Genomic DNA, 19781 nt, shown 5'->3' on the forward strand with positions numbered 1-19781 from the left:
TTTTTTTTTTTTTTTGAATTTGGTTCCAAATTAAACAACTTTAAACGTTAAACCAAAGAAACTAATTTATCTACACTCCAAGCTTCTGGTTTTGCATTGAATAATTGTTTGGTAAATGTCCAAACGGTATTGAAAAGCTCTGAATTTCGATAGTTTTCCAAATCCGCTTCGGTTTCCCAATAACTATAAGTAAAGAAAATGCTTTTGTTGTTTTTGTCCTGATATAGTTCCAGAAAACTATTACCGGGAGCATTTCGTATTTTATCTTTCATTAATTCGAAGTTTTCCAAAAAGGCAGGAATATTTTCCTCGTGAAAACTCAGTTTTACTATTCGTACAAACATTTGATTGCTGATTTTAGATTGCAGATTTTTGATTTTTAGATTTATTTCAGGGCTTGATTTTTATTCAATGAAATGTAATTTTTGCTTTTAAAATTTTATGATTTATTTCTATAGGTTTCTTTCGTCTACTAATTTTTATTCTATGTTCTTTTCTTAAATCTTCAATCAAAAATCGTTAATCTTCAATCATAAATCTTAGTTCTTAAATTGTATCGAAATCACATCTCTATAATTAAGCCCTAATAAAGTACTTGCAGAACCTACTGTTAAAGGATTGCTTCTGAAAATGGCAATTTCGAGAAAACCAGCCTCGTTGAAAATGGCTAATCTTTGACCTTCATAATATTTTACCGGATATTTATCGGAACTGGCAATGGCAGAATAATAAGGTAAAATAGTTTTGATAGATTGGTTTCTGTATATAATTTCATAGTCTCTTCCTTTCACACATTCCAAAAACTGCTTTTTTGAAATATTGGTGACCACATTCCCAAAATGATCAATGTAAATTACATTTCCTTTTAATTGGTTCCCGTCGTCGGAAAGAGCTACTTGCAAATCGGTTACTTGTTTCAGGCTTTTAATTTCTTTCCCAATTACATTAAGAACACCGCCTTTGGCAATATGACAAGCCACTTTGACAAAAACATCCAAATCGGTGGCATCGCTATGAAGTCGATCGTGAATGGTTATTACAACTATTTTTTGAGGAATAATCTTTTGCGAAAGCATACTTAAAATGCCATTATCGGCAGCAATAAAGTAATGATCATTCCATTGCATGGCAATATGTTGATTCTCTTTGTTTGCTTCTAAATCGACTCCAATAATATGAACAGTCCCTTTTGGAAAGCTGTCATAGGAGGCCGAAATAATATAACTGGCTTCAACGGTGTTGAATGGATCGATGTAATGTGAAATGTCAATAATTGTAGCGTCAGAATACTCAGATAATATTTTCCCTTTCAAAGCACCAACAAAGTGGTCTTTCAAGCCATAATCGGTAGTAAGGGTAATTATTGACATAAAATTGTTTATAACTATTGGGTTTTGTAGCGTCTGAAACTTATTTTTTCTTAAATTTGAGAAATGCAAAGCTAAAGTATTTTATACTTTATTTGAACAGAATTTAATTAGAATTAAAAACAAAAATTTATGCCTAAGTTTATTGTGATTTTATTTCTTTTCTTTTGTAGCCTGCAATGTTTTAGCCAGAACGATTTGTCAAATACCACAACCGATAAGTCGATTTTTTTAGGTAAATCAGGGGAAATTGAAAAAGAAAAAATAGAAGCTATTACAGTTAGAGACATAAACGAAACTGAGATTGAATTACTTTTAAAAGACAATCTTTGTGAAATTTTATCTATTAAAGCTTCTGATTTCTTGAATGAATCTATGTTAAAAAAATTAAAAGCTAACGTATAATTTAGAACTAGAACGACCCAGATTCTAGAAAGATGTTTTTTAGTATTATTTACCGGTTTAGTAATTAAAAACTGTAATGGAAGTATTGCAGCGTAAATATTGAAATTGATTTAACTCAATTAATTAACTTAAAAACTTCTTATTTTGAACGAAAGAATCATCGAGCTCATCGACATTGCTCCAAAAGATTTTTGGGGCACTCACGACTCCCACCTAGAGTCAATTAAGAAATATTATCCAAAACTAAAAATTGTCGCAAGAGGTACTACTCTTAAAGCTTTTGGAGATAAAGATGTTTTAGACGAATTTGAAAAGCGGTTTCAGCGTCTGATGCTGCATTTCACCCGATACAATACTATTGATGACAATGTAATTGAACGAGTGATTCAAAGTGATGATCAGGAGGAAAGAAAAGCTTTAGGTCATGACAAAATTTTGGTTCACGGCGTAGGTGGCAAAATCATTAAACCTATGACTCCCAATCAACAGTTGTTGGTGGATACAATGGAAAAAAATGATATGGTTTTTGCTGTTGGACCCGCGGGTACCGGAAAGACCTACACAGGTGTTGCCATGGCTGTAAAAGCATTGAAAGAAAAACAAGTCAAGCGTATTATTCTGACCCGTCCTGCGGTAGAAGCTGGAGAAAATCTAGGTTTTCTTCCTGGTGATATGAAAGAAAAGTTGGATCCTTATATGCAGCCATTATATGATGCGTTGCGCGATATGTTACCAAATGAAAAATTGGAAGACTATATATTAAAGGGCATTATTCAAATAGCACCTTTGGCTTTCATGCGTGGACGAACTTTAGATCATGCTTTTGTGATTTTGGACGAAGCACAAAATACAACGCATTCGCAAATGAAAATGTTTCTGACCCGTATGGGAAAAAGTGCCAAGTTTATGATTACCGGTGACCCTGGTCAGGTAGATTTGCCTCGAAGAACAATTTCAGGACTCAAAGAAGCGATATTGGTTTTGAAAGATGTTGACGGAATTGGGATTATTTATCTGGATGATAAAGATATTGTGCGTCATCGACTGGTGAAAAAGGTAATTGATGCTTACAAGCAAATTGAAAATAATGATTATTAAAATTAGAGCAGTTATAAGTATAAAGATATAAGTAATAATAAAATTAGAAAAAGGAGAAATTCAATTATAGAGTTTCTCCTTTTTCTTTGGAAAATGTAGAAGATTCTTAGTTCTGTATTTGATTTCCCAATTAAACTTAACATATCGATATAATTAAGTTAAAAGCGGTTTATATATGGGTAACTTTTTGGGTATCTTCTTGAAATGCAATAAATTTGGAATATGTTAAAAATGAAAATGAAATAAGAAATGTCGAAACAAAAAATTAAAGTAGTAATTAGCGATTTAGACGGGACATTACTCAACTCCGATCATACAATATCTGCTTATACCAAATCTGTTTTTCAAGAACTGCATGAACAAAACTATTTAATTATTGTTGCAACAGGGCGTCATCACATGGATGCTATGGCAATAATTAGCAGTTTGGAACTTCCTGTATATTTGGTGACTTCAAATGGAGCTAGAATCCATTCACCCAAAAAAGAGCTTTTGTATTCTTTTAATTTGGAAGGAGATGCGGTCAAATCGATTTTATCATTGGATATAGATCCAGAGATTACTACGGTTTTATTCAAGGAGAAAGTTTGGCAAACTTCAAAAACGAATAAAAAACTGAATGCTTTTCAAAAAGACTTGGCATATCCTCCAGAAGTGGTCGATTTTGCGGCATTGGATGATTATAGCGCCATAAAAATATTTTTCACTCATGATGATCATCAAAAATTGGTGGATTTGAGAGATAAAATCCTTGAAGATCATTCTGATGTATTTAGTCATGCTTTTAGCTTGCCTATTTGCTTAGAGTTTATGGATAAATCGGTGGATAAAAGTGTTGCGATTGCCAAGATTCTTGAAAAAGAAGGTTATTCTTTTGATGAAGCCATTTCTTTTGGTGATGGATTTAATGATGAGAAAATGCTAGACGCAGCAGGAATCGGATTAATTATGGGTAATGCACCAGAAAATTTAAAAAGTAAATTACCTCATTTAGAAGTGATTTCAACTAATAATGAAGATGGCGTTGCCAAATATTTAACCGAAATTTTAGAAGGATTTAGTGTTTCATTTTAATATAAATAGATATGTCCAGTTATTTTGAAAAAGTTAAGCAAAACTGCATCTCAGGGATTTTATTTTTATTGCCTGTTTTAATTTTATTTATCTTAATAAAAAAAGTCTTTGGCTACTTCGCAAAGTTTGGAGGTGGAATTGCCAAAATAATTGGTTTTGATAAAATATTAGGACCGAATGCTGCCAATTTTTTTGGAGCATTAATTTTACTGGCACTTGTATATGTATGTGGTTATTTAGTACGATTGGCTTTTTTTCAAAGGATGAGCGATTCAATTGATGCAAAACTTAAAGAAGTGATTCCAGGTTATGAAAAGCATAAAGAAATGGCCAAAAAGCAGTTGGTGGATGAGCCAAAAATAGAAACTGACATTCCTGCTTTAATACAATTTGGAGAGTATTGGCAGCCTGGTTTTTTGATAGAACAGAATGATGAGGGAAATGCAGTAGTAAACATCCCCAACTCAGATGGGAGTGAAATATATATAGTTCCAATTCAAAAAGTAAAAATCTTAAAAGAAACTACATTGAGCACACTCAAAGCTTCTATTAAAGCATCAGGAAAAGGACTTTTGGCTTGTAAATAGAACTTTTGGTTTTGTTTGCGTTCTCTATTAATTAGTTTTAAATTTGCATCCATAAAAATAACAACAACACACTACTAATGAGCAATACAATTACCACAACCAATTTTAATTTTCCGAATCAAAAATCAGTGTATCGCGGAAAAGTAAGGGAAGTTTACAATATAAATGACGATTTACTTGTAATGATAGCTACTGATAGACTATCTGCATTTGATGTAGTTTTACCAAAAGGAATTCCATATAAAGGTCAGATTTTGAATCAAATTGCTACAAAATTTATGGAATTGACTCAAGATATTGTGCCAAACTGGTTAATTGCTACGCCAGATCCAAGTGTTGCTGTTGGTCATTTGTGCGAGCCTTTCAAAGTAGAAATGGTTATTCGTGGATATCTTTCTGGACATGCTGCTCGTGAATATGCTCTTGGTAAAAGACAAATTTGTGGAGTAACAATGGCTGAAGGTTTGAAGGAAAATGATAAGTTTCCAGAACCGATTATCACACCAACTACAAAAGCGGATAATGGAGAACACGATGCCGATATTTCAAGAGAAGCTATTCTAGAAAAAGGAGTCGTTACTGAAGAAGATTATTTGGTATTAGAAAAATATACTCGTGCTTTATTTCAAAGAGGAACTGAAATTGCTGCAAGCCGCGGTTTGATTTTGGTAGATACAAAATATGAATTTGGAAAAACTAAAGACGGTGTTATTGTATTGATTGATGAAATTCACACTCCAGATTCTTCTCGTTATTTCTATTTTGAAGGATATCAAGAAAGACAAGATAAAGGGGAAGAGCAAAAACAATTGTCAAAAGAATTCGTAAGACGTTGGTTGATCCAAAACGGTTTTCAAGGTTTGGAAGGACAACAAATTCCAAATATGACTGATGAATATATTGAGACTGTTTCCGATAGATATATTGAGTTGTATGAAAATATTCTTGGTGAGAAGTTTGTAAAAGCTGATATCTCGAATATTAATGAAAGAATTGAAAAAAACGTTTTGGCTTATTTGGCACAAAGATAATTAGATTCAAATCGCTAAATAGCGATAAGTATATAAACCATAATTCAGATTTTGAATTATGGTTTTTTTATGCAATTTCGTAGCGTTTCCAAAAATAGACAATGCTGGCTTTATAGCCCCGATGGGAGGGAATATTCTTTTGGGAACTTTGTCAAAGTTCAAAACTTTGACAAAGTTCCCAAAAGAATTGGAAGGACAGCGGGAATCCTGTTTACTTATAGAGCCAATTCTTTCGCTCCTTACTATTTTTTTGATAAAAAAAACTCTTCGAAAGGAAGAGTTTGATATGCTTATTTTTTATTGATGTCTTCAAGAACAGCTTTGTTCTCGTAGTTAATCACTTTGATTATGATTTCTTGGTTTTTTCTAGTTTTGCCTTCAATAACGTATAGTTTTCCTTTTTTGTAGGGAACATTACTTTGGTCAAAATCGACGTCTCCAAGTTTAAGTGTATTTTTAATATCGGTAGTGTCAATCCATTTTTGGGATAAAATAAGGGAAGCTTTATCGGAATAGAAAAAAGGTTTAGTGCTTAAATCCTTCAAAACTCTGGCATTTGGGAAATAATTACAACGAGTGTCTTTTCCACTGAATATTGCTGCAACTACAAATAAACCCATTATCAAACCTACTAGATAGTAAGCAAAACGTTGTATGAAATTCATATTAATATTTATTGTTTTTTATTGGTTATATGTAATTCGCATAGTTACTGTTGGTGTTTGCAACCTATTGAAATTTATGCTCATTTCATATTTTAATTTTTGCGCAAAGGTATGGGAAAGTTTAGTTAAAAAACAATTAAATTAATGTCGTTATCCGGTAAATCAAACCAATCGCCAATGGCTTTGTTGGTGAGTATTCCGTGATACAAATAAATACCGTTTTTTAGACCTGCATTACAGCGTATAGCGCTTTCTATACCACCATCTTCAGCAATTTGTAATAAATAGGGAGTGATAATGTTGCTTATGGAAAGCGAAGCTGTTTTCGAGTAACGGGAAGGAATATTAGGCACACAATAGTGTAAAACATTATTCTTTATAAAAGTGGGTTTTTCGTGGGTTGTAACTTCAGATGTCTCGAAACAACCTCCTGTATCAATGCTAATATCAACAATTACGGCGCCTTTTTTCATGTGTTCGACCATGGTTTCACTCACTACAACCGGGCATCGTTCTGCACCTCTCATAGCACCAATCGCTACATCACAACGTCTTAAAGCTTTGAGTAATGCTTTTTGCTGAATGGTTGATGTGAAAATTCGTTGATTCAAGTTGTTTTGTAAACGACGAAGTTTGGTTATCGAATTGTCAAAAACTTTCACGCTTGCTCCAAGTCCGATGGCTGTTCTGGCGGCAAATTCTCCGGCAGTTCCGGCTCCAAGTATTACTACTTCGGTTGGGGCAACTCCTGTAATGTTACCAAACAATAATCCTTTTCCGAATTCATTGGTGATCATTAATTCAGCAGCAATAAGTATGGAAGCAGTTCCTGCAATCTCGCTCAATGATTTTACGGCAGGGTAGGAGCCATCAGTATCTTTTAGATATTCAAAAGCAAGTGCGGTTATTTTTTTTCGGGATAAAGCTTCGAAGTATGATTTTTTTCTGGTTTTTAATTGAATCGCAGATAAAACAATTGTTTTTGGATTCATCATTTCGATTTCGGCGACTGTTGGCGGCTCTACTTTTAAAAGCATTGGGCAACCAAAAACTTTTTTTGTGTCTTGGGTAATTTCGGCACCGGCTTCGCTATATTCTTTGTCAGTGTAACTGGAACTTACACCAGCTCCAGCTTCAATCATTACTCTATGTCCTTGATAGGTAAGGGAATTCACGGCATCAGGTGTAAGGCAAATGCGTCTTTCTTGATAACTGGTCTCTTTTGGAATTCCTATAAAAAGTTGGCTTTTATGTCTAGCTATTTCTAGTTTTTCTTCTTGAGGCAGTAATTGTTCTTTTGTGAATGGACTTAGAGACATTGATTTCATGTAATTAGTGGTACAATTTACAAAAAAGATTCAAAGTATTATGTTTTACCAGTACCAAATTCAGAACAAGCGCTTGAGTTTTTTACCGCAGATTCGCAGATTTTAATGCAAAATTAATAGTGAATTAACCGCTTTCTGCTGAATTAACGCAAATTAGTTTTTATGAAATAAGGAAATTCTAATTTTTTAAAAAAAATAAATCAGCGAATCTGCGGTCATTTTTTTTGCTTATGAGTTTGCTCTAGCATCTAATTAAATTATTTAATAATAACAGGATTAAGATAATATTTTCTCCATTTTGATATCGGCTCTTTCATAAACACCTTCTTCGACAGGAATTTCGATGAAGCCAAAACTTTCATATAGATGTATCGCAGGCAGTAATTTTCTATTGGAATACAGAATCAATTTTTGAATTCCTTTTTCTTTTGCCTCATTCAAACAATGTTCCATCAATTTTTTACCAATACCTAATCCCTGATTTCCATCAGAAACAGCCATTTTTGTTAATTCAAATGTGGCATCATCTATTTTTAATAAAGAAACCGTACCCACAATTTTATTGTTGTATTGGGCATAAAAAATCATTCCGCCTTTGTCTATTATTTCACCTTGGGGATCGGATAATACTTTTTCATCTTTGGGTTCAACTTTAAAGTATTTATGAAGCCATTCTAAATTTAAGGTTTTGATTGGCTCCTTTAATTCAATTGAAAAAGGGATGATTTCGACTTTATTGGTATCTAAACTCATGATTCAATTACTTTAATTCTAATAAACGCTCACCATTTGGCAGTAATTCGATTGTAATTACGGTGTGTTGTAGTGGAATCAAATTCTCAATTTTTTCAGACCATTCGATAAAACACCAATTTCCGGAATATAAGTAATCGTCAACCCCCATATCCAATGCTTCCGTTTCTTTGTTTAATCTGTAAAAATCAAAATGATAAACGGTTTGATTATTGTCTGTTTGGTATTCATTTACCAAAGAAAACGTTGGACTGCTGGTTGCATCATTTACGCCCAATGTTTTACAAAGCTGTTTGATTAAGGTTGTTTTTCCAACGCCCATATCCCCATTGAAAAGGATTACTTTATTGGGATTTTGATCTAAAATTTGTTGAGCAACCTCTGCAAGTTGTTCTATAGAAAAAGTGATAGTCATTCTTTTTAGTATTCAGTTTTGAATTATCAGTTTAAATGCAGTTTTCAATTTTTTCATCAGTATAATATCTGATTTCTGAAAAACTGAAAACTGCCTTCTTTTTTTATTTTGGGTTAAAAACCAGAAAAGGAATAATCATTTCTTCCAATGAGATTCCACCGTGTTGATAGGTGTTTTTGTAATAACTCACATAATGATTGTAGTTGTTTACATAAGCCAAAAACAAATCATTTTTTGCAAAAATATACGAACTACTCATATTTATTGCAGGCAAACCAATAAGTTTTGGCTCTTTTACGGCATAAACATCCTTTTGTTCGTAAGTCAAACTGCGTCCTGTTTTGTAACGCAAATTCAAACTGGTGTTTTTGTCACCTACCACTTTTGATGGGTTTTTTACATTGATAGTTCCGTGATCGGTAGTTAGGATTAATTTGAATCCTAATTTTTGTGCCTGTTGAATAATTTCAAGCAACGGCGAGTTTTTAAACCAACTCAAAGTCAAGGAACGATACGCTTTATCATCAGAAGCTAGTTCTTTCACCACATCCATTTCTGTTTTGGCGTGTGAAAGCATATCAACAAAATTATAAACCACAGTTACAAGATCATTATCTTTTAGGGATTTAAAGCTTTCAGCTAGTTTTTTTCCTCCGGCCAAATTGGTGATTTTGAAATAATCTTCTTTTAAGTCCAGTCGTAGACGCTTAATTTGAGCGGTTAGGAATTCGGCTTCATAAAGGTTTTTACCTCCTTCTTCCGGGTCATTTTTCCAATACTGTGGAAACTGTTTTTCCATTTCAAGAGGAGTTAATCCAGAGAAAATAGCATTTCTGGCATATTGCGTAGCCGTAGGAAGTATAGAGAAATAAGGAACTTCTTTTTCGAGTTTGTAGTAATTGCCAACAACGCTTTCAAATGATTTCCATTGGTCATAGCGTAAATTGTCAATTACAACAAAAAGTACGGGCCTGTCTTTTTTAAGAATCTCAGGTACGACCAATTCTTTGAATAAATTATGGGATTGAATCGGTTTGTCCGCTTTTGGTGCAAACCAATCTTCATAATTGCGTTCAATGTATTTTCCGAATTGAGAATTAGCTTCGACTTTTTGGGATTCCAGAATTTCAATCATTCCTTGGTCATCGATGTTTTCCAATTCAAGTTCCCAAAAAATAAGTTTTTTGTATAATTCCACCCAATCTTCATAGGAGTTGACCATTGCCATTTCCATCGTGATTTTTCGGAACTCTTTTTGGTAATCCAAAGTCGTTTTTTGAGAAATCAATCGGGAATGGTCTAAGTTTTTCTTCAAACTCAACAAAATCTGATTAGGATTTACGGGTTTGATAAGGTAATCGGCGATTTTGGAACCAATGGCTTCTTCCATTATATATTCCTCTTCACTTTTGGTAATCATTATCATCGGAATAGAAGATTTCTTCTCTTTCATTTCAGATAATGTTTCCAAACCACTCATTCCAGGCATATTTTCGTCAAGAAAAACAATATCAAAATTGTTTTCGTCAAAAATATCTATGGCATCACGACCATTATTGCAAGTAGTAACGCTGTAGTTTTTTTTCTCAAGAAATAATATATGTGGTTTGAGCAAATCGATTTCATCATCAACCCAAAGTATTTTTATGTTCTCCATATTCAATTTATTTTAGTGCAATTTAGTTTTATAGAACTTAAATAATATTAAAAATAGTATAAAATTGATTAAAAATAAATGTAATAAAATTGTTAGTACTATAATTTAATGCATAATCTAGGTTTAAAAAACGCATAAAATATTTTTTTTAAACACATAGAAACATAGATTTTGTAATCTTAAAAGCAGGCGTTTCACTTATTATTAGACACGCATAGATTTCTATGTGAAGAAATGTATTTCTTTTTATATTCTTTATTTACATATAAAATCTATGTTTCTATGTGGTAAATTATGCTTTTGTAAATTATATCCAACAGGTTTTTAATACTATTTTTGCAGGAATAAAAATAGAACTATGTTATTTCTTATTCTGTCTGTTATTTGCAGCGTGACTGTAGGTGTTATTTTCAAAATTGCTCGCAAATATCAAGTGTCTGCCACACAAATTGTGGGGTATAATTATGTATTCGCTTTAGCGTTGTGCTATTTGTTCTTTAGCCCTGATTTTACGGTTTTGGACGCATCTTCGCCTTGGGGAATCTTCATTTCATTGGGTATTTTGTTGCCTGTTGTATTTCTTTTTCTGGTGACTTCCATAAAACATATGGGGATTGTAAAAACCGATGTAGCCCAACGATTATCACTAATTATCTCCATTATGGGAGCTTGGTTGTTTTTTGGAGAGCAATTCAGCGGACTTAAATTGACGGCTCTTTTGTTTGGATTTCCGGCAATCATCCTTATTTTGGATAAACCCACCGAAAACAAAGAGAATAAATGGATTTACCCAACACTCGTATTGCTTGGTTTTGGAGTGATAGACCTTCTTTTTAAGCAAATTGCGTTAACTTCTACACTGCCATTTACCACTTCGTTATTTGTTCTTTTCTCGATAGCTCTTGTTATAATGATACTTTTTAATATCTATGAAATACTTTTTAGAAAGGCTAAAATGGATTTCAATAGTGTCGTTTTTGGAGGTTTGGTTGGGATTTTTAATTTTGGGAACATCCTGTTTTATCTAAAAGCGCATCAAGCATTTGCCGAAAATCCTTCTACCGTTTTTGCCGGTATGAATATGGGAGTTATTATGATTGGCAGTCTTGTGGGGATTTTTATTTTCAAGGAAAAAGTAACCAAGCTGAATATAACAGGTCTTTTGCTGGCCTTGATTGCAGTAGTTTTTATAGTGATTTCCCAGTTGAAGTAATTTAAGTTTCAGGAGCGAAAGAATTGCTTCGCCTTTTCGCTATCGCTCAATGTCATTAAGTTAAGCTTTGTTTGTTCTCGCAAAGGCGCTAAGTCGCAAAAGTTTAGAGCCGATTCCTTCGCGTCTTTGCGAGAGTTATGTTTAGAAAAAAGTAGCGACAAATCCTTAACTTAATGATATCTCCCTTTAACCCCGATAGCAGTGGAAATCCTTATGTGCCGGTGTTCGGTATATAAGATTGTAACGAATTGCTTCGCCAGTTCGGCTTTCAGCCTCGTGTGCGGGACCAATGCCTCCTGAAAAACTCAAATGTTTCTGCTCCAAGTTTATACTAGAACTCGATTGTAAAAACGGTAGAATTGAAATTGTAATTTTTTTCATTCCGCATTTTTATTATATATTTGACGAATGTTATTAGCCCCGATAGCAGTGGAAATCCTTTTGTGTTTTTTTTCAAACACAAAAGATTGCAACGGATAGCGGGAATAGCTCCTAATAAAAATTAAAATTATTTTAGAATATGAAATTACTAGAAGGAAAAGTAGCCATTATTACTGGCGCAAGTCGTGGAATTGGAAAAGGAATAGCCGAAGTTTTTGCTAAAAACGGTGCAAATGTTGCCTTTACTTATAGCTCATCAGTAGAATCTGCAAATGCTTTGGAAAATGAATTGAATGCTTTGGGGATTAAAGCCAAAGGATATAAATCTAATGCAGCTGATTTTAATGAAGCACAAACTTTTGTTGATGCAGTTTTGGCTGATTTTGGAACTGTAGATATTTTGATAAACAACGCCGGAATCACTAAAGATAATTTATTAATGAGAATGTCTGAGGCTGATTTTGACCAAGTTATCGATGTTAACTTGAAATCGGTTTTCAATATGACTAAAGCGATTCAGAAGACATTTTTGAAAAAACGCGCTGGTTCTATTATCAATATTAGTTCTGTAGTTGGTGTTTCTGGTAACGCAGGTCAAACGAATTATGCAGCTTCGAAAGCAGGTGCTATTGGGTTTACTAAATCAGTAGCTTTGGAGTTGGGTTCACGTAATATTCGTTGTAACGCAATTGCTCCAGGTTTTATTGAAACTGAAATGACTGCAAAATTGAGCGAAGATGTGGTAAAAGGATGGAGAGAAGGTATTCCTTTGAAACGCGGAGGTTCTACAGAAGATGTTGCAAATGCTTGTTTGTTTTTGGCCTCTGATATGAGTGCTTACATTACAGGTCAAGTTTTGAATGTTTGCGGTGGAATGTTAACTTAAAAGGTTAATTATTTATAGTTTGTTGTTTATTGTTCTGCAACCAAAAACTATAAACTCACAACTATAAACTAAATAAATATGACAGCAAGCACAATTCTATTACTTCTACTTTCTTTAATAATAGCGGGTTGCTTGTCATTTTTTCAATATTTATACAAAGTCAAAAACAAATCGAATGTGTATTTGTTTTTGACTTTTTTGCGTTTTCTGAGTATTTTTTCGATTTTGTTGCTTTTGATAAATCCTATTATTACAACGAGTAAACTGGAAATTATCAAAACGCCATTGCCTATCATAGTTGATAATTCAAGCTCCATTTCTTTTTTGAATGCCAAAGAGAAAGCAACTGAATTAGCCAAAAAACTAACTTCAAATAATGCCATTCAGGAAAAATTTGAAGTGCAATCCTATCTTTTTGATACCGATTTTCGACAATCGGATAGTATGACTTTTAAAGGGAACCAAACTAATTTGGATTTGGTGGCCAAAAACTTGAAGAGTATCTATAAAAATGCGTTTTATCCAACGGTAATCATAACCGACGGGAATCAAACTTCGGGCAATGATTACGTCTATAGTTTTGATGAAAATAATAAAGTGTATCCTTTAATTTTAGGAGATACGACCAAAGTTTTTGATTTAAAAATCAATCAGCTGAACGTTAATAGATACGCATTCTTGAAGAATAAATTTCCAGTTGAAGTGTTTTTGCAATATGCTGGAGACAAAAATGTGACTGCTAATTTTAGTATCACACAAGGAAATGAAGTGTTGCATAAAGAAAGCGTTTCGTTGTCTCCATCTAAGAAAACGGCTGTTGTAAATGTGCTTTTACCTGCAAATAAAGTGGGATTACAGATTTATAAAGCTAAAATTGAATCGAAGGAAAGCGAAAAAAACACTTTCAATAACATCAAGAATTTTGCGGTTGAAGTTATTGACCAAAAAACAACCGTTGCTATTGTTTCGGCTATAAATCATCCTGATATCGGTGTTTTAAAAAGAGCGATTGAATCCAATTTACAGCATAAAGTGGTATTATTGAAACCGAATGATGTGAAGTCGTTGGAAGATTACAATGTTCTTATTTTGTATCAACCAACCACAGCTTTCAAATCGGTTTTTGAAGCCAATAAAAAGGCCAATTTAAATACGTTTATAATAACTGGAACTGCAACCGATTTTGCATTTTTGAACCAAGAGCAAAACAAGTTTGTTTTTAAAATGAGTAGTCAGGAAGAAGATTATTTGGCTGATTTTGATTCGCAGTTCAATCTTTTTGCGGTGGATAATTTGGGTTTTGAAAATTTACCGCCTTTGCAGAATAATTATGGTTCAATAACCTCAAATGGGGAAGTCAATATATTGCTTTCTGCCAAAATTAGAAATATTGATACCAAAGCACCTTTATTGTCTTTTACGGAGAATCAAGGTAAAAGAGCGGCTTATTTGTTTGGAGAAAACAGTTGGAAATGGAGTTTACAAAGCCATATCGACAATCAATCTTTCGAAAAATATGATGTTTTCATCAATAAGATCATACAATATTTGGCTTCTAATAATGCCAAAAAATCATTGGTTGTCAATCACGAAAGCTTTTACAATTCTGGTGAAGCTATCGAAATCACTGCTCAATATTTCAACAAGAACTATGATTTTGATGAAAAAGCAAATTTGACAATCGCAGTTACCAATGTTAAGACGAAGCAAACGAAGAACTTTGACCTTTTGAAAGGAAACAATACCTACAAAGTGAATCTAGACGGGCTTTTGGCGGGAAGTTATAATTTCTCAGTAAAGGAACTGAATTCGAAAACGTCATATTCTGGGCATTTTGAAATCCTGGATTTTGATATTGAAAAGCAGTTTGTAAACCCGGATGTTCAAAAAATGAAACAATTGGCAGCACAAACAAAAGGAAAGGATTTTTACCCAAATCAAATCGATGTTTTGATAAAAACATTGTTGGAGAATGAGGAATACAAAGCCGTTCAAAAAGATGTTGTGACCAAATCTCCTTTGATTGATTGGAAATGGTTACTGGTTTTGATCGCTGTTTTCCTTTCTACGGAATGGTTTGTTCGAAAGTATAATGGGATGTTGTAGCTTTTCAGAGTGATTAGTTAATGGTTCTTAGTGATTAGTTGGTAGATAACTTTCAAAAAAATAAACTATCTTAGCTTTATGAAAATGAAAGAGTCCATACAAATGAAGTTAGCTGAATTTTTAGCATTATGCAAAAGTCATAATGTTAAGAATATTTATGCTTTTGGTTCTGCTGTGACTGAAAATTTCAATGATGAATCGAGTGATATTGATTTATTAATCGAAATTGATAACGAAGATCCAATTGAGCGTGGAGAAAACTTAATGGATATTTGGGATAAACTCGAAGAATTTTTTCAAAGAAAAGTTGATTTATTGACTAATTCATCCATTAAAAATCCTATTCTTAGAAAAAATATAGACACCACAAAAAATTTACTTTATGACGGAAAAGAGCAAAAAGTATATTTCTGATGTCTTAATGGCGATACACTTAATTCGCGAATTTACTATTGATATTGCAGATTTCAATATTTATGATAAAGACAAAAAAACTCAAAGTGCTGTCGAAAGACAATTGGTTATTATTGGGGAGGCTTTAAATAAATTAAGACAGGTTGAATCTGAAATCGTGATTGAAAATGACAAACAAATTATCGGTTTTCGTAATCGTTTAGTTCACGCTTATGACAGTATTGATAATTCCATAGTTTGGGCAATAATAAATCGTCATTTAGAAAATTTAAAAATTGAAATAGAAAATATAGAAGATTAGTCTTCTATATTTTTTTTTGATTTTATAGAATAGATTGCTAATAAATTAGAATTCAAAGAGCAAATATGGATTTTAGACTAAAAGTATTTTACACTGTAGCTACGCGATTGAGCTTTACCAAAGCCGCTGCCGAATTATTCATCACGCAACCCGCAATTTCCAAGCATATTCAGGAATTGGAAGAGGAATACAAGATCAAACTTTTTGAAAGAAATGGTTCGAAAATAGCACTCACTAACGCTGGAGAAGTGTTATTGAAACATACCAAAAGCATCTTTGAGATTTACAGGGAAATAGACTTTGATATGAGTACGTTTATCAATGAACGTAAAGGCTTGCTGCGATTGGGAGCGAGTACTACGATTTCTCAGTATATTATTCCGCCGCTTTTGGCTCGTTTTCATCAAAAACTGGAATCTGTCAAAGTGAATTTACTTAACGGCAATACGGAGCAAATCGAAAATGCCTTATTAAACAAAGAAATTGAAATTGGAATTGTCGAAGGACAATCCAAAAATCAATCCATAAAATACACCCAATTTATTAGAGATGAGTTGGTTTTGGTTTGTAATTCCGATAATCCATTGGTTAAAAGAAAAGAAATCGATCCAGTTGATCTTAAATCGTTGCGATTTCTTGTGCGGGAACAAGGTTCTGGAACACTTGAAGTTATTGAATATGCCTTGAAACCTTTCCATATCAAAATTGACCAATTACAGATTGAAATGCAACTAGGAAGCACCGAAAGCATCAAATCCTATTTGATGAATTCGAATTGTGTTGCTTTTGTATCGATACATGCTGTCGAAAAGGAATTGAAAAACAAGGAATTACAAATTATTGACGTAAATAATTTGGCGATTGAGCGTTATTTTTACATAATCACTTTACAAGGAAAATCAGATTCTCTATCTGAATTATTCATAAAAAATATTTCGAGCTACTATAACCTAAAGTTATAGTGGATTATTTTTTACAATTGGCAACACACTAGATTTATAGCGATCTTTGTGGTGTTAAAAAGAACAATATTAATGAAAGCTGCTATAGTTAATATCCAACAATTATTGAAAATGAATGCTGTAGTACAGCAAGTTATTTTTGTTTTAATACTTCTTCTTTGTTTATTTCCGATTATTTCTCCTCCTATTGCTTTGATATTAGGTTTGGTTATAGCTAATGTCTCTGGACACCCATTTTTACATTTAAATCATAAAGCGACCAATATATTGCTGCAAGTTTCAGTAGTGGGTTTGGGTTTTGGTATGAATGTCCATAGTGCTGTTGCTGCAGGAAAAGAAGGTTTTCTTTTTACAATTGGTTCCATTATAGCAACCATAACTTTGGGTACTTTATTAGGGAAATGGTTTAAAGTTCAGAAGAAAACATCTCATCTTATTTCTTGCGGAACGGCAATTTGTGGTGGAAGCGCCATTGCCGCAATTGCTCCCGTAATCCAATCAGATGAAAAGCAGACTTCGGTGGCGTTGGGAGTTATATTCATTCTTAATTCAATTGCTCTTTTTGTATTTCCATTGATTGGGCATTGGTTGAATATGTCTCAAAACGATTTTGGCTTGTGGTGTGCCATTGCAATTCACGATACGAGTTCTGTAGTTGGAGCGGCCAATAAGTATGGTGCAGAAGCCTTGCAAGTGGCCACAACAGTGAAATTGGCAAGAGCTTTGTGGATTATTCCCGTAGCTTTGATTACTGCAGTGGTTTTTAAAAATAAAAAGAGCAAAGTGAAGATTCCTTACTTTATTGGATTGTTTATTTTGGCTATGATTTGCAATACTTATTTTTCTCCTGTTGCGAGTGTAGCACCTCATTTGGTTTCAGTTGCAAAAATAGGCCTTACTGTTACTCTATTTTTGATTGGGGCAGGACTGAATAGTACCGTTTTGAAATCTGTTGGGTTATTACCTTTGCTACAAGGTGTTTTGCTTTGGGTGAGCATTGCTGTTGGGACTTTATTGGCAATATTGTATTTCTAAAATACCTGTTGGGTGAAATTCAATTAAATTTAAAAATGAACCACATAGATACATAGATTTAATATCAAATCATTTAAGAACGAATAGAAATGGCACTATTTTTCACATAGATTGCTATGTGAATAGTAAAACGTCTATCAAGTTCTTTTAAAAACTATAAATTCTATGTTTCTATGTGTTTAAAATAATTGCAACCAACGGGTTCTAAAATGTTTTTTTCTTTCGTTTAATAGCGATAAAATGCAATCGAATATAGTCATAATAAAGAGCAACCAAGAGAAAAAAAGCCGCAATCAATAGCGTTTGAAGTGCTAAATAGCCATAAATAAATCCACCGATAAAGCAACCCAGAAAGAAGAAAGAAATAATAGATAGTCTCAAGTAAATACTGGTTTTTAAAGTTTTTCTTTCCTCTGGTTTTTTATAAAAAAACAATTGTGATAATTCAATTCCTAAATCGGTAAAGAGTCCCGTTAGATGCGTTGTTCTGACGGTTGATTGCGAAATTTTAGTAACCAAAGCATTTTGGATTCCCATGGCAAAAAGAAGACCGAAGGCAATCCATTTTCCATTCAATAAATAAAAATTTGAATGTGTGCCCAAAAGCCCCAAAATAACCAAAATAAAAAATTCAATTGTAATTGAGGGTAAATGGGAAAGTTCCTGTTTCTTTTTGGAAATCAATTCGGCTAAAAAATTGGATGTGAATGCTCCTGCCAAGAAGAATAGTGTATAGATTAAAAACACAATGGCAGCTTGGTAATCGTGTTTTGTTACTTCTTCGGCAAAATAGGCGAAATGTCCAGTAACATTGGTAGTCAATGTTTTTACGGACAAAACCCCCGTTACATTCACGATACCAGCTACAAATGATAATAATGTAGCGAGACGTAAATTATGTTTAGAAGTTCTGCTTCTGCCTTTATGTCTAAACATTTTAATTTATTTTCTTTGGATTAACATAAATTTAAACCTGATTTGTTTAATTTATCTTTAAAAAAAATACTTTTGTATTTCAATTAAATAAATATAATGAAAAATTTTAAATTAAAACAGTCAGTCCTTACTTTTTCAGCAATTGGTGTTGCTTTTATTACTTTGTCTTGGGGTATTTTTGGTCATGAGCATATTAATAATGCAGCAGTTATGGCCTTGCCAAAGCCAATGCAGACTTTTTTTTACAATCACCTAGATTTTATTACCCAAGAATCAACAGTTCCGGATTTGCGTAAATATACTTTACGTGATAAAGCCGAAAATCCACGTCATTTTATGGATTTGGAGAATTTTGGTGATGTAGAATCTATTCCGTTGCCTTTTGAAGAAGCAAAGAAAAAGTACGATGAGAAATTTTTAGCCGATAATGGTATTCTGCCTTGGTATATTCAGGAAGTAATGACCAAATTGACAAAAGCAATGAAAGACAAAAGAAAAACTGAAATTTTGTTTTTGGCTGCTGATTTGGCCCATTACATAGGTGATGCAAACATGCCATTGCATACTTCCGCCAACCATGACGGACAGCTTACCAATCAAAAAGGAATTCATTCTATGTTTGAATCTCGTATTCCGGAAATGTTTGGAAAAAATTATAATTACTATACTGGAGAAGCCAAGTATGTTGATAATGTTGAAAAAGCAACTTGGGATATGCTAAAAGACTCCCACAGTCAAGTAGAGCCTCTTTTATTAATTGATAGAAAACTTCGCGCAACCTTTACTCCAGAGACCCTGTATAACAAGGATGAGAAAGGAAATATTGCCAAAAACAAGTTTGGAGATTTAATATATTCTAAAGAATATGTAACTCAATTCCATACTGCCTTGAATGGAATGGTGGAGAGCCAGATGAGAAAAGCAATTGTTTCAACGGCTAATTTTTGGTACACTGCTTGGGTCAATGCAGGAAAACCAGATTTGGATGGATTAGATTCTAAAGAATTGACCAATCGCCATAAAAAGAATTTAAAAAATGATTTAAAACTTTGGAAAACCGGAAAACTTTTTGGTTTGGAAAGTGAGAATGATTTTTAATTAGTATGTAGCCTTAAATAAATAGAAAAGCCTGTAAATTTTTAGTTTTACAGGCTTTTCTATTTCTGA

Annotated in this window: 21 protein-coding genes; 13 read left to right on the top strand and 8 right to left on the bottom strand. The window is 33.1% G+C overall.

Features of this window, described 5'->3' with window-relative positions; genetic code table 11:
• Positions 1-47: 47 nt before the first annotated feature.
• Together C8C85_RS16775 and C8C85_RS16780 are read right to left on the bottom strand one after the other, a co-directional pair.
• Positions 48-344: a putative quinol monooxygenase gene (locus C8C85_RS16775; protein ID WP_116798038.1), complete on the bottom strand. Its 297-nt coding sequence runs from the start codon at positions 342-344 to the stop codon at positions 48-50.
• Positions 345-539: 195 nt separating this feature from the next.
• Positions 540-1370 carry an S-adenosyl-l-methionine hydroxide adenosyltransferase family protein gene (locus C8C85_RS16780; protein ID WP_116798039.1) on the bottom strand — a complete coding sequence of 277 codons (831 nt, stop codon included), beginning with the start codon at positions 1368-1370 and terminating at the stop codon, positions 540-542.
• Between the two features lie 129 nt (positions 1371-1499).
• On the opposite strand from C8C85_RS16780, the gene C8C85_RS16785 reads away from it, so the two are divergent.
• The 5 genes from C8C85_RS16785 to C8C85_RS16805 all read left to right on the top strand — a co-directional run bounded on the left by C8C85_RS16785 (position 1500) and on the right by C8C85_RS16805 (position 5562).
• Positions 1500-1772, top strand: a complete 273-nt coding sequence (locus C8C85_RS16785; RefSeq protein WP_116798040.1) for a hypothetical protein — start codon at positions 1500-1502, stop codon at positions 1770-1772.
• Between the two features lie 144 nt (positions 1773-1916).
• Positions 1917-2870 (top strand): PhoH family protein, encoded by a 954-nt coding sequence (locus C8C85_RS16790; protein WP_116798041.1) that lies wholly within the window; start codon positions 1917-1919, stop codon positions 2868-2870.
• Between the two features lie 249 nt (positions 2871-3119).
• Complete coding sequence (locus C8C85_RS16795) at positions 3120-3944, top strand: Cof-type HAD-IIB family hydrolase (protein WP_116798042.1); 825 nt, start codon at positions 3120-3122, stop codon at positions 3942-3944.
• Between the two features lie 11 nt (positions 3945-3955).
• Positions 3956-4531, top strand: coding sequence for a hypothetical protein (locus tag C8C85_RS16800; RefSeq protein WP_116798043.1), 576 nt, complete (start codon positions 3956-3958; stop codon positions 4529-4531).
• A gap of 77 nt (positions 4532-4608) precedes the next feature.
• A complete protein-coding gene (locus tag C8C85_RS16805) occupies positions 4609-5562 on the top strand; it encodes a phosphoribosylaminoimidazolesuccinocarboxamide synthase (RefSeq protein WP_116798044.1) in 954 nt (317 codons plus the stop codon).
• A 290-nt stretch (positions 5563-5852) separates the two neighbouring features.
• On the opposite strand, the gene C8C85_RS16815 is transcribed toward C8C85_RS16805, so the two are convergent.
• From C8C85_RS16815 to C8C85_RS16835, 5 genes are all read right to left on the bottom strand, one after another.
• Entirely contained in the window at positions 5853-6227 is a 375-nt protein-coding gene (locus C8C85_RS16815) for a DUF4258 domain-containing protein (RefSeq protein WP_116798046.1), read from the bottom strand.
• A 125-nt stretch (positions 6228-6352) separates the two neighbouring features.
• Positions 6353-7546 (bottom strand): alanine dehydrogenase, encoded by a 1194-nt coding sequence (locus C8C85_RS16820; RefSeq protein ID WP_116798047.1) that lies wholly within the window; start codon positions 7544-7546, stop codon positions 6353-6355.
• A gap of 285 nt (positions 7547-7831) precedes the next feature.
• Positions 7832-8308, bottom strand: coding sequence for a GNAT family N-acetyltransferase (locus C8C85_RS16825; protein ID WP_116798048.1), 477 nt, complete (start codon positions 8306-8308; stop codon positions 7832-7834).
• A 7-nt stretch (positions 8309-8315) separates the two neighbouring features.
• Positions 8316-8723, bottom strand: coding sequence for a tRNA (adenosine(37)-N6)-threonylcarbamoyltransferase complex ATPase subunit type 1 TsaE (gene tsaE / locus C8C85_RS16830; RefSeq protein ID WP_116798049.1), 408 nt, complete (start codon positions 8721-8723; stop codon positions 8316-8318).
• 103 nt (positions 8724-8826) lie between these two features.
• Complete coding sequence (locus C8C85_RS16835; RefSeq protein WP_116798050.1) at positions 8827-10380, bottom strand: bifunctional response regulator/alkaline phosphatase family protein; 1554 nt, start codon at positions 10378-10380, stop codon at positions 8827-8829.
• A 358-nt stretch (positions 10381-10738) separates the two neighbouring features.
• Here C8C85_RS16835 and C8C85_RS16840 point away from each other — a divergent pair, with 358 nt between their 5' ends.
• The 7 genes from C8C85_RS16840 (at position 10739) to C8C85_RS16870 (ending at position 17678) form a co-directional block, all read left to right on the top strand.
• Positions 10739-11593 (top strand): EamA family transporter, encoded by an 855-nt coding sequence (locus C8C85_RS16840; RefSeq protein ID WP_116798051.1) that lies wholly within the window; start codon positions 10739-10741, stop codon positions 11591-11593.
• A 520-nt stretch (positions 11594-12113) separates the two neighbouring features.
• Positions 12114-12860 carry a 3-oxoacyl-[acyl-carrier-protein] reductase gene (gene fabG, locus C8C85_RS16845; protein ID WP_116798052.1) on the top strand — a complete coding sequence of 249 codons (747 nt, stop codon included), beginning with the start codon at positions 12114-12116 and terminating at the stop codon, positions 12858-12860.
• A 78-nt stretch (positions 12861-12938) separates the two neighbouring features.
• Complete coding sequence (locus C8C85_RS16850; RefSeq protein WP_116798053.1) at positions 12939-14966, top strand: hypothetical protein; 2028 nt, start codon at positions 12939-12941, stop codon at positions 14964-14966.
• A 78-nt stretch (positions 14967-15044) separates the two neighbouring features.
• Complete coding sequence (locus C8C85_RS16855; RefSeq protein WP_116798054.1) at positions 15045-15380, top strand: nucleotidyltransferase family protein; 336 nt, start codon at positions 15045-15047, stop codon at positions 15378-15380.
• Entirely contained in the window at positions 15349-15681 is a 333-nt protein-coding gene (locus C8C85_RS16860) for a DUF86 domain-containing protein (RefSeq protein WP_116798055.1), read from the top strand. Before C8C85_RS16855 ends, C8C85_RS16860 begins: the two co-directional genes overlap by 32 nt.
• Before the next feature lie 65 nt (positions 15682-15746).
• A complete protein-coding gene (locus tag C8C85_RS16865) occupies positions 15747-16643 on the top strand; it encodes a LysR family transcriptional regulator (RefSeq protein WP_116798056.1) in 897 nt (298 codons plus the stop codon).
• Between the two features lie 72 nt (positions 16644-16715).
• Positions 16716-17678 (top strand): YeiH family protein, encoded by a 963-nt coding sequence (locus tag C8C85_RS16870; RefSeq protein WP_116798057.1) that lies wholly within the window; start codon positions 16716-16718, stop codon positions 17676-17678.
• Between the two features lie 204 nt (positions 17679-17882).
• On the opposite strand, the gene C8C85_RS16875 is transcribed toward C8C85_RS16870, so the two are convergent.
• Positions 17883-18614: a YoaK family protein gene (locus C8C85_RS16875; RefSeq protein WP_116798058.1), complete on the bottom strand. Its 732-nt coding sequence runs from the start codon at positions 18612-18614 to the stop codon at positions 17883-17885.
• Between the two features lie 96 nt (positions 18615-18710).
• Between C8C85_RS16875 and C8C85_RS16880 the strand changes: the two genes are divergently transcribed.
• The gene (locus C8C85_RS16880) at positions 18711-19712 is read left to right on the top strand and encodes a zinc dependent phospholipase C family protein (RefSeq protein ID WP_116798059.1); all 1002 of its coding nucleotides are present in this window, start codon (positions 18711-18713) and stop codon (positions 19710-19712) included.
• The last annotated feature ends 69 nt before the right edge of the window (positions 19713-19781 follow it).

The organism is Flavobacterium sp. 103, assembly GCF_003096795.1.
Lineage (GTDB): Bacteria > Bacteroidota > Bacteroidia > Flavobacteriales > Flavobacteriaceae > Flavobacterium.

Excerpts from the sequence above, each read along its gene's own strand:
- C8C85_RS16850 (WP_116798053.1), top strand. The coding sequence starts at position 12,939 with ATGACAGCAAGCACAATTCTATTACTTCTACTTTCTTTAATAATAGCG.
- C8C85_RS16800 (WP_116798043.1), top strand. The coding sequence starts at position 3,956 with ATGTCCAGTTATTTTGAAAAAGTTAAGCAAAACTGCATCTCAGGGATT.
- fabG (WP_116798052.1), top strand. The coding sequence starts at position 12,114 with ATGAAATTACTAGAAGGAAAAGTAGCCATTATTACTGGCGCAAGTCGT.
- C8C85_RS16870 (WP_116798057.1), top strand. The coding sequence starts at position 16,716 with ATGAAAGCTGCTATAGTTAATATCCAACAATTATTGAAAATGAATGCT.
- C8C85_RS16840 (WP_116798051.1), top strand. The coding sequence starts at position 10,739 with ATGTTATTTCTTATTCTGTCTGTTATTTGCAGCGTGACTGTAGGTGTT.
- C8C85_RS16780 (WP_116798039.1), bottom strand. The coding sequence starts at position 1,370 with ATGTCAATAATTACCCTTACTACCGATTATGGCTTGAAAGACCACTTT.
- C8C85_RS16825 (WP_116798048.1), bottom strand. The coding sequence starts at position 8,308 with ATGAGTTTAGATACCAATAAAGTCGAAATCATCCCTTTTTCAATTGAA.
- C8C85_RS16875 (WP_116798058.1), bottom strand. The coding sequence starts at position 18,614 with ATGTTTAGACATAAAGGCAGAAGCAGAACTTCTAAACATAATTTACGT.
- C8C85_RS16820 (WP_116798047.1), bottom strand. The coding sequence starts at position 7,546 with ATGTCTCTAAGTCCATTCACAAAAGAACAATTACTGCCTCAAGAAGAA.
- C8C85_RS16815 (WP_116798046.1), bottom strand. The coding sequence starts at position 6,227 with ATGAATTTCATACAACGTTTTGCTTACTATCTAGTAGGTTTGATAATG.
- C8C85_RS16865 (WP_116798056.1), top strand. The coding sequence starts at position 15,747 with ATGGATTTTAGACTAAAAGTATTTTACACTGTAGCTACGCGATTGAGC.
- C8C85_RS16880 (WP_116798059.1), top strand. The coding sequence starts at position 18,711 with ATGAAAAATTTTAAATTAAAACAGTCAGTCCTTACTTTTTCAGCAATT.
- tsaE (WP_116798049.1), bottom strand. The coding sequence starts at position 8,723 with ATGACTATCACTTTTTCTATAGAACAACTTGCAGAGGTTGCTCAACAA.
- C8C85_RS16855 (WP_116798054.1), top strand. The coding sequence starts at position 15,045 with ATGAAAATGAAAGAGTCCATACAAATGAAGTTAGCTGAATTTTTAGCA.
- C8C85_RS16805 (WP_116798044.1), top strand. The coding sequence starts at position 4,609 with ATGAGCAATACAATTACCACAACCAATTTTAATTTTCCGAATCAAAAA.
- C8C85_RS16835 (WP_116798050.1), bottom strand. The coding sequence starts at position 10,380 with ATGGAGAACATAAAAATACTTTGGGTTGATGATGAAATCGATTTGCTC.
- C8C85_RS16785 (WP_116798040.1), top strand. The coding sequence starts at position 1,500 with ATGCCTAAGTTTATTGTGATTTTATTTCTTTTCTTTTGTAGCCTGCAA.
- C8C85_RS16795 (WP_116798042.1), top strand. The coding sequence starts at position 3,120 with ATGTCGAAACAAAAAATTAAAGTAGTAATTAGCGATTTAGACGGGACA.
- C8C85_RS16860 (WP_116798055.1), top strand. The coding sequence starts at position 15,349 with ATGACGGAAAAGAGCAAAAAGTATATTTCTGATGTCTTAATGGCGATA.
- C8C85_RS16775 (WP_116798038.1), bottom strand. The coding sequence starts at position 344 with ATGTTTGTACGAATAGTAAAACTGAGTTTTCACGAGGAAAATATTCCT.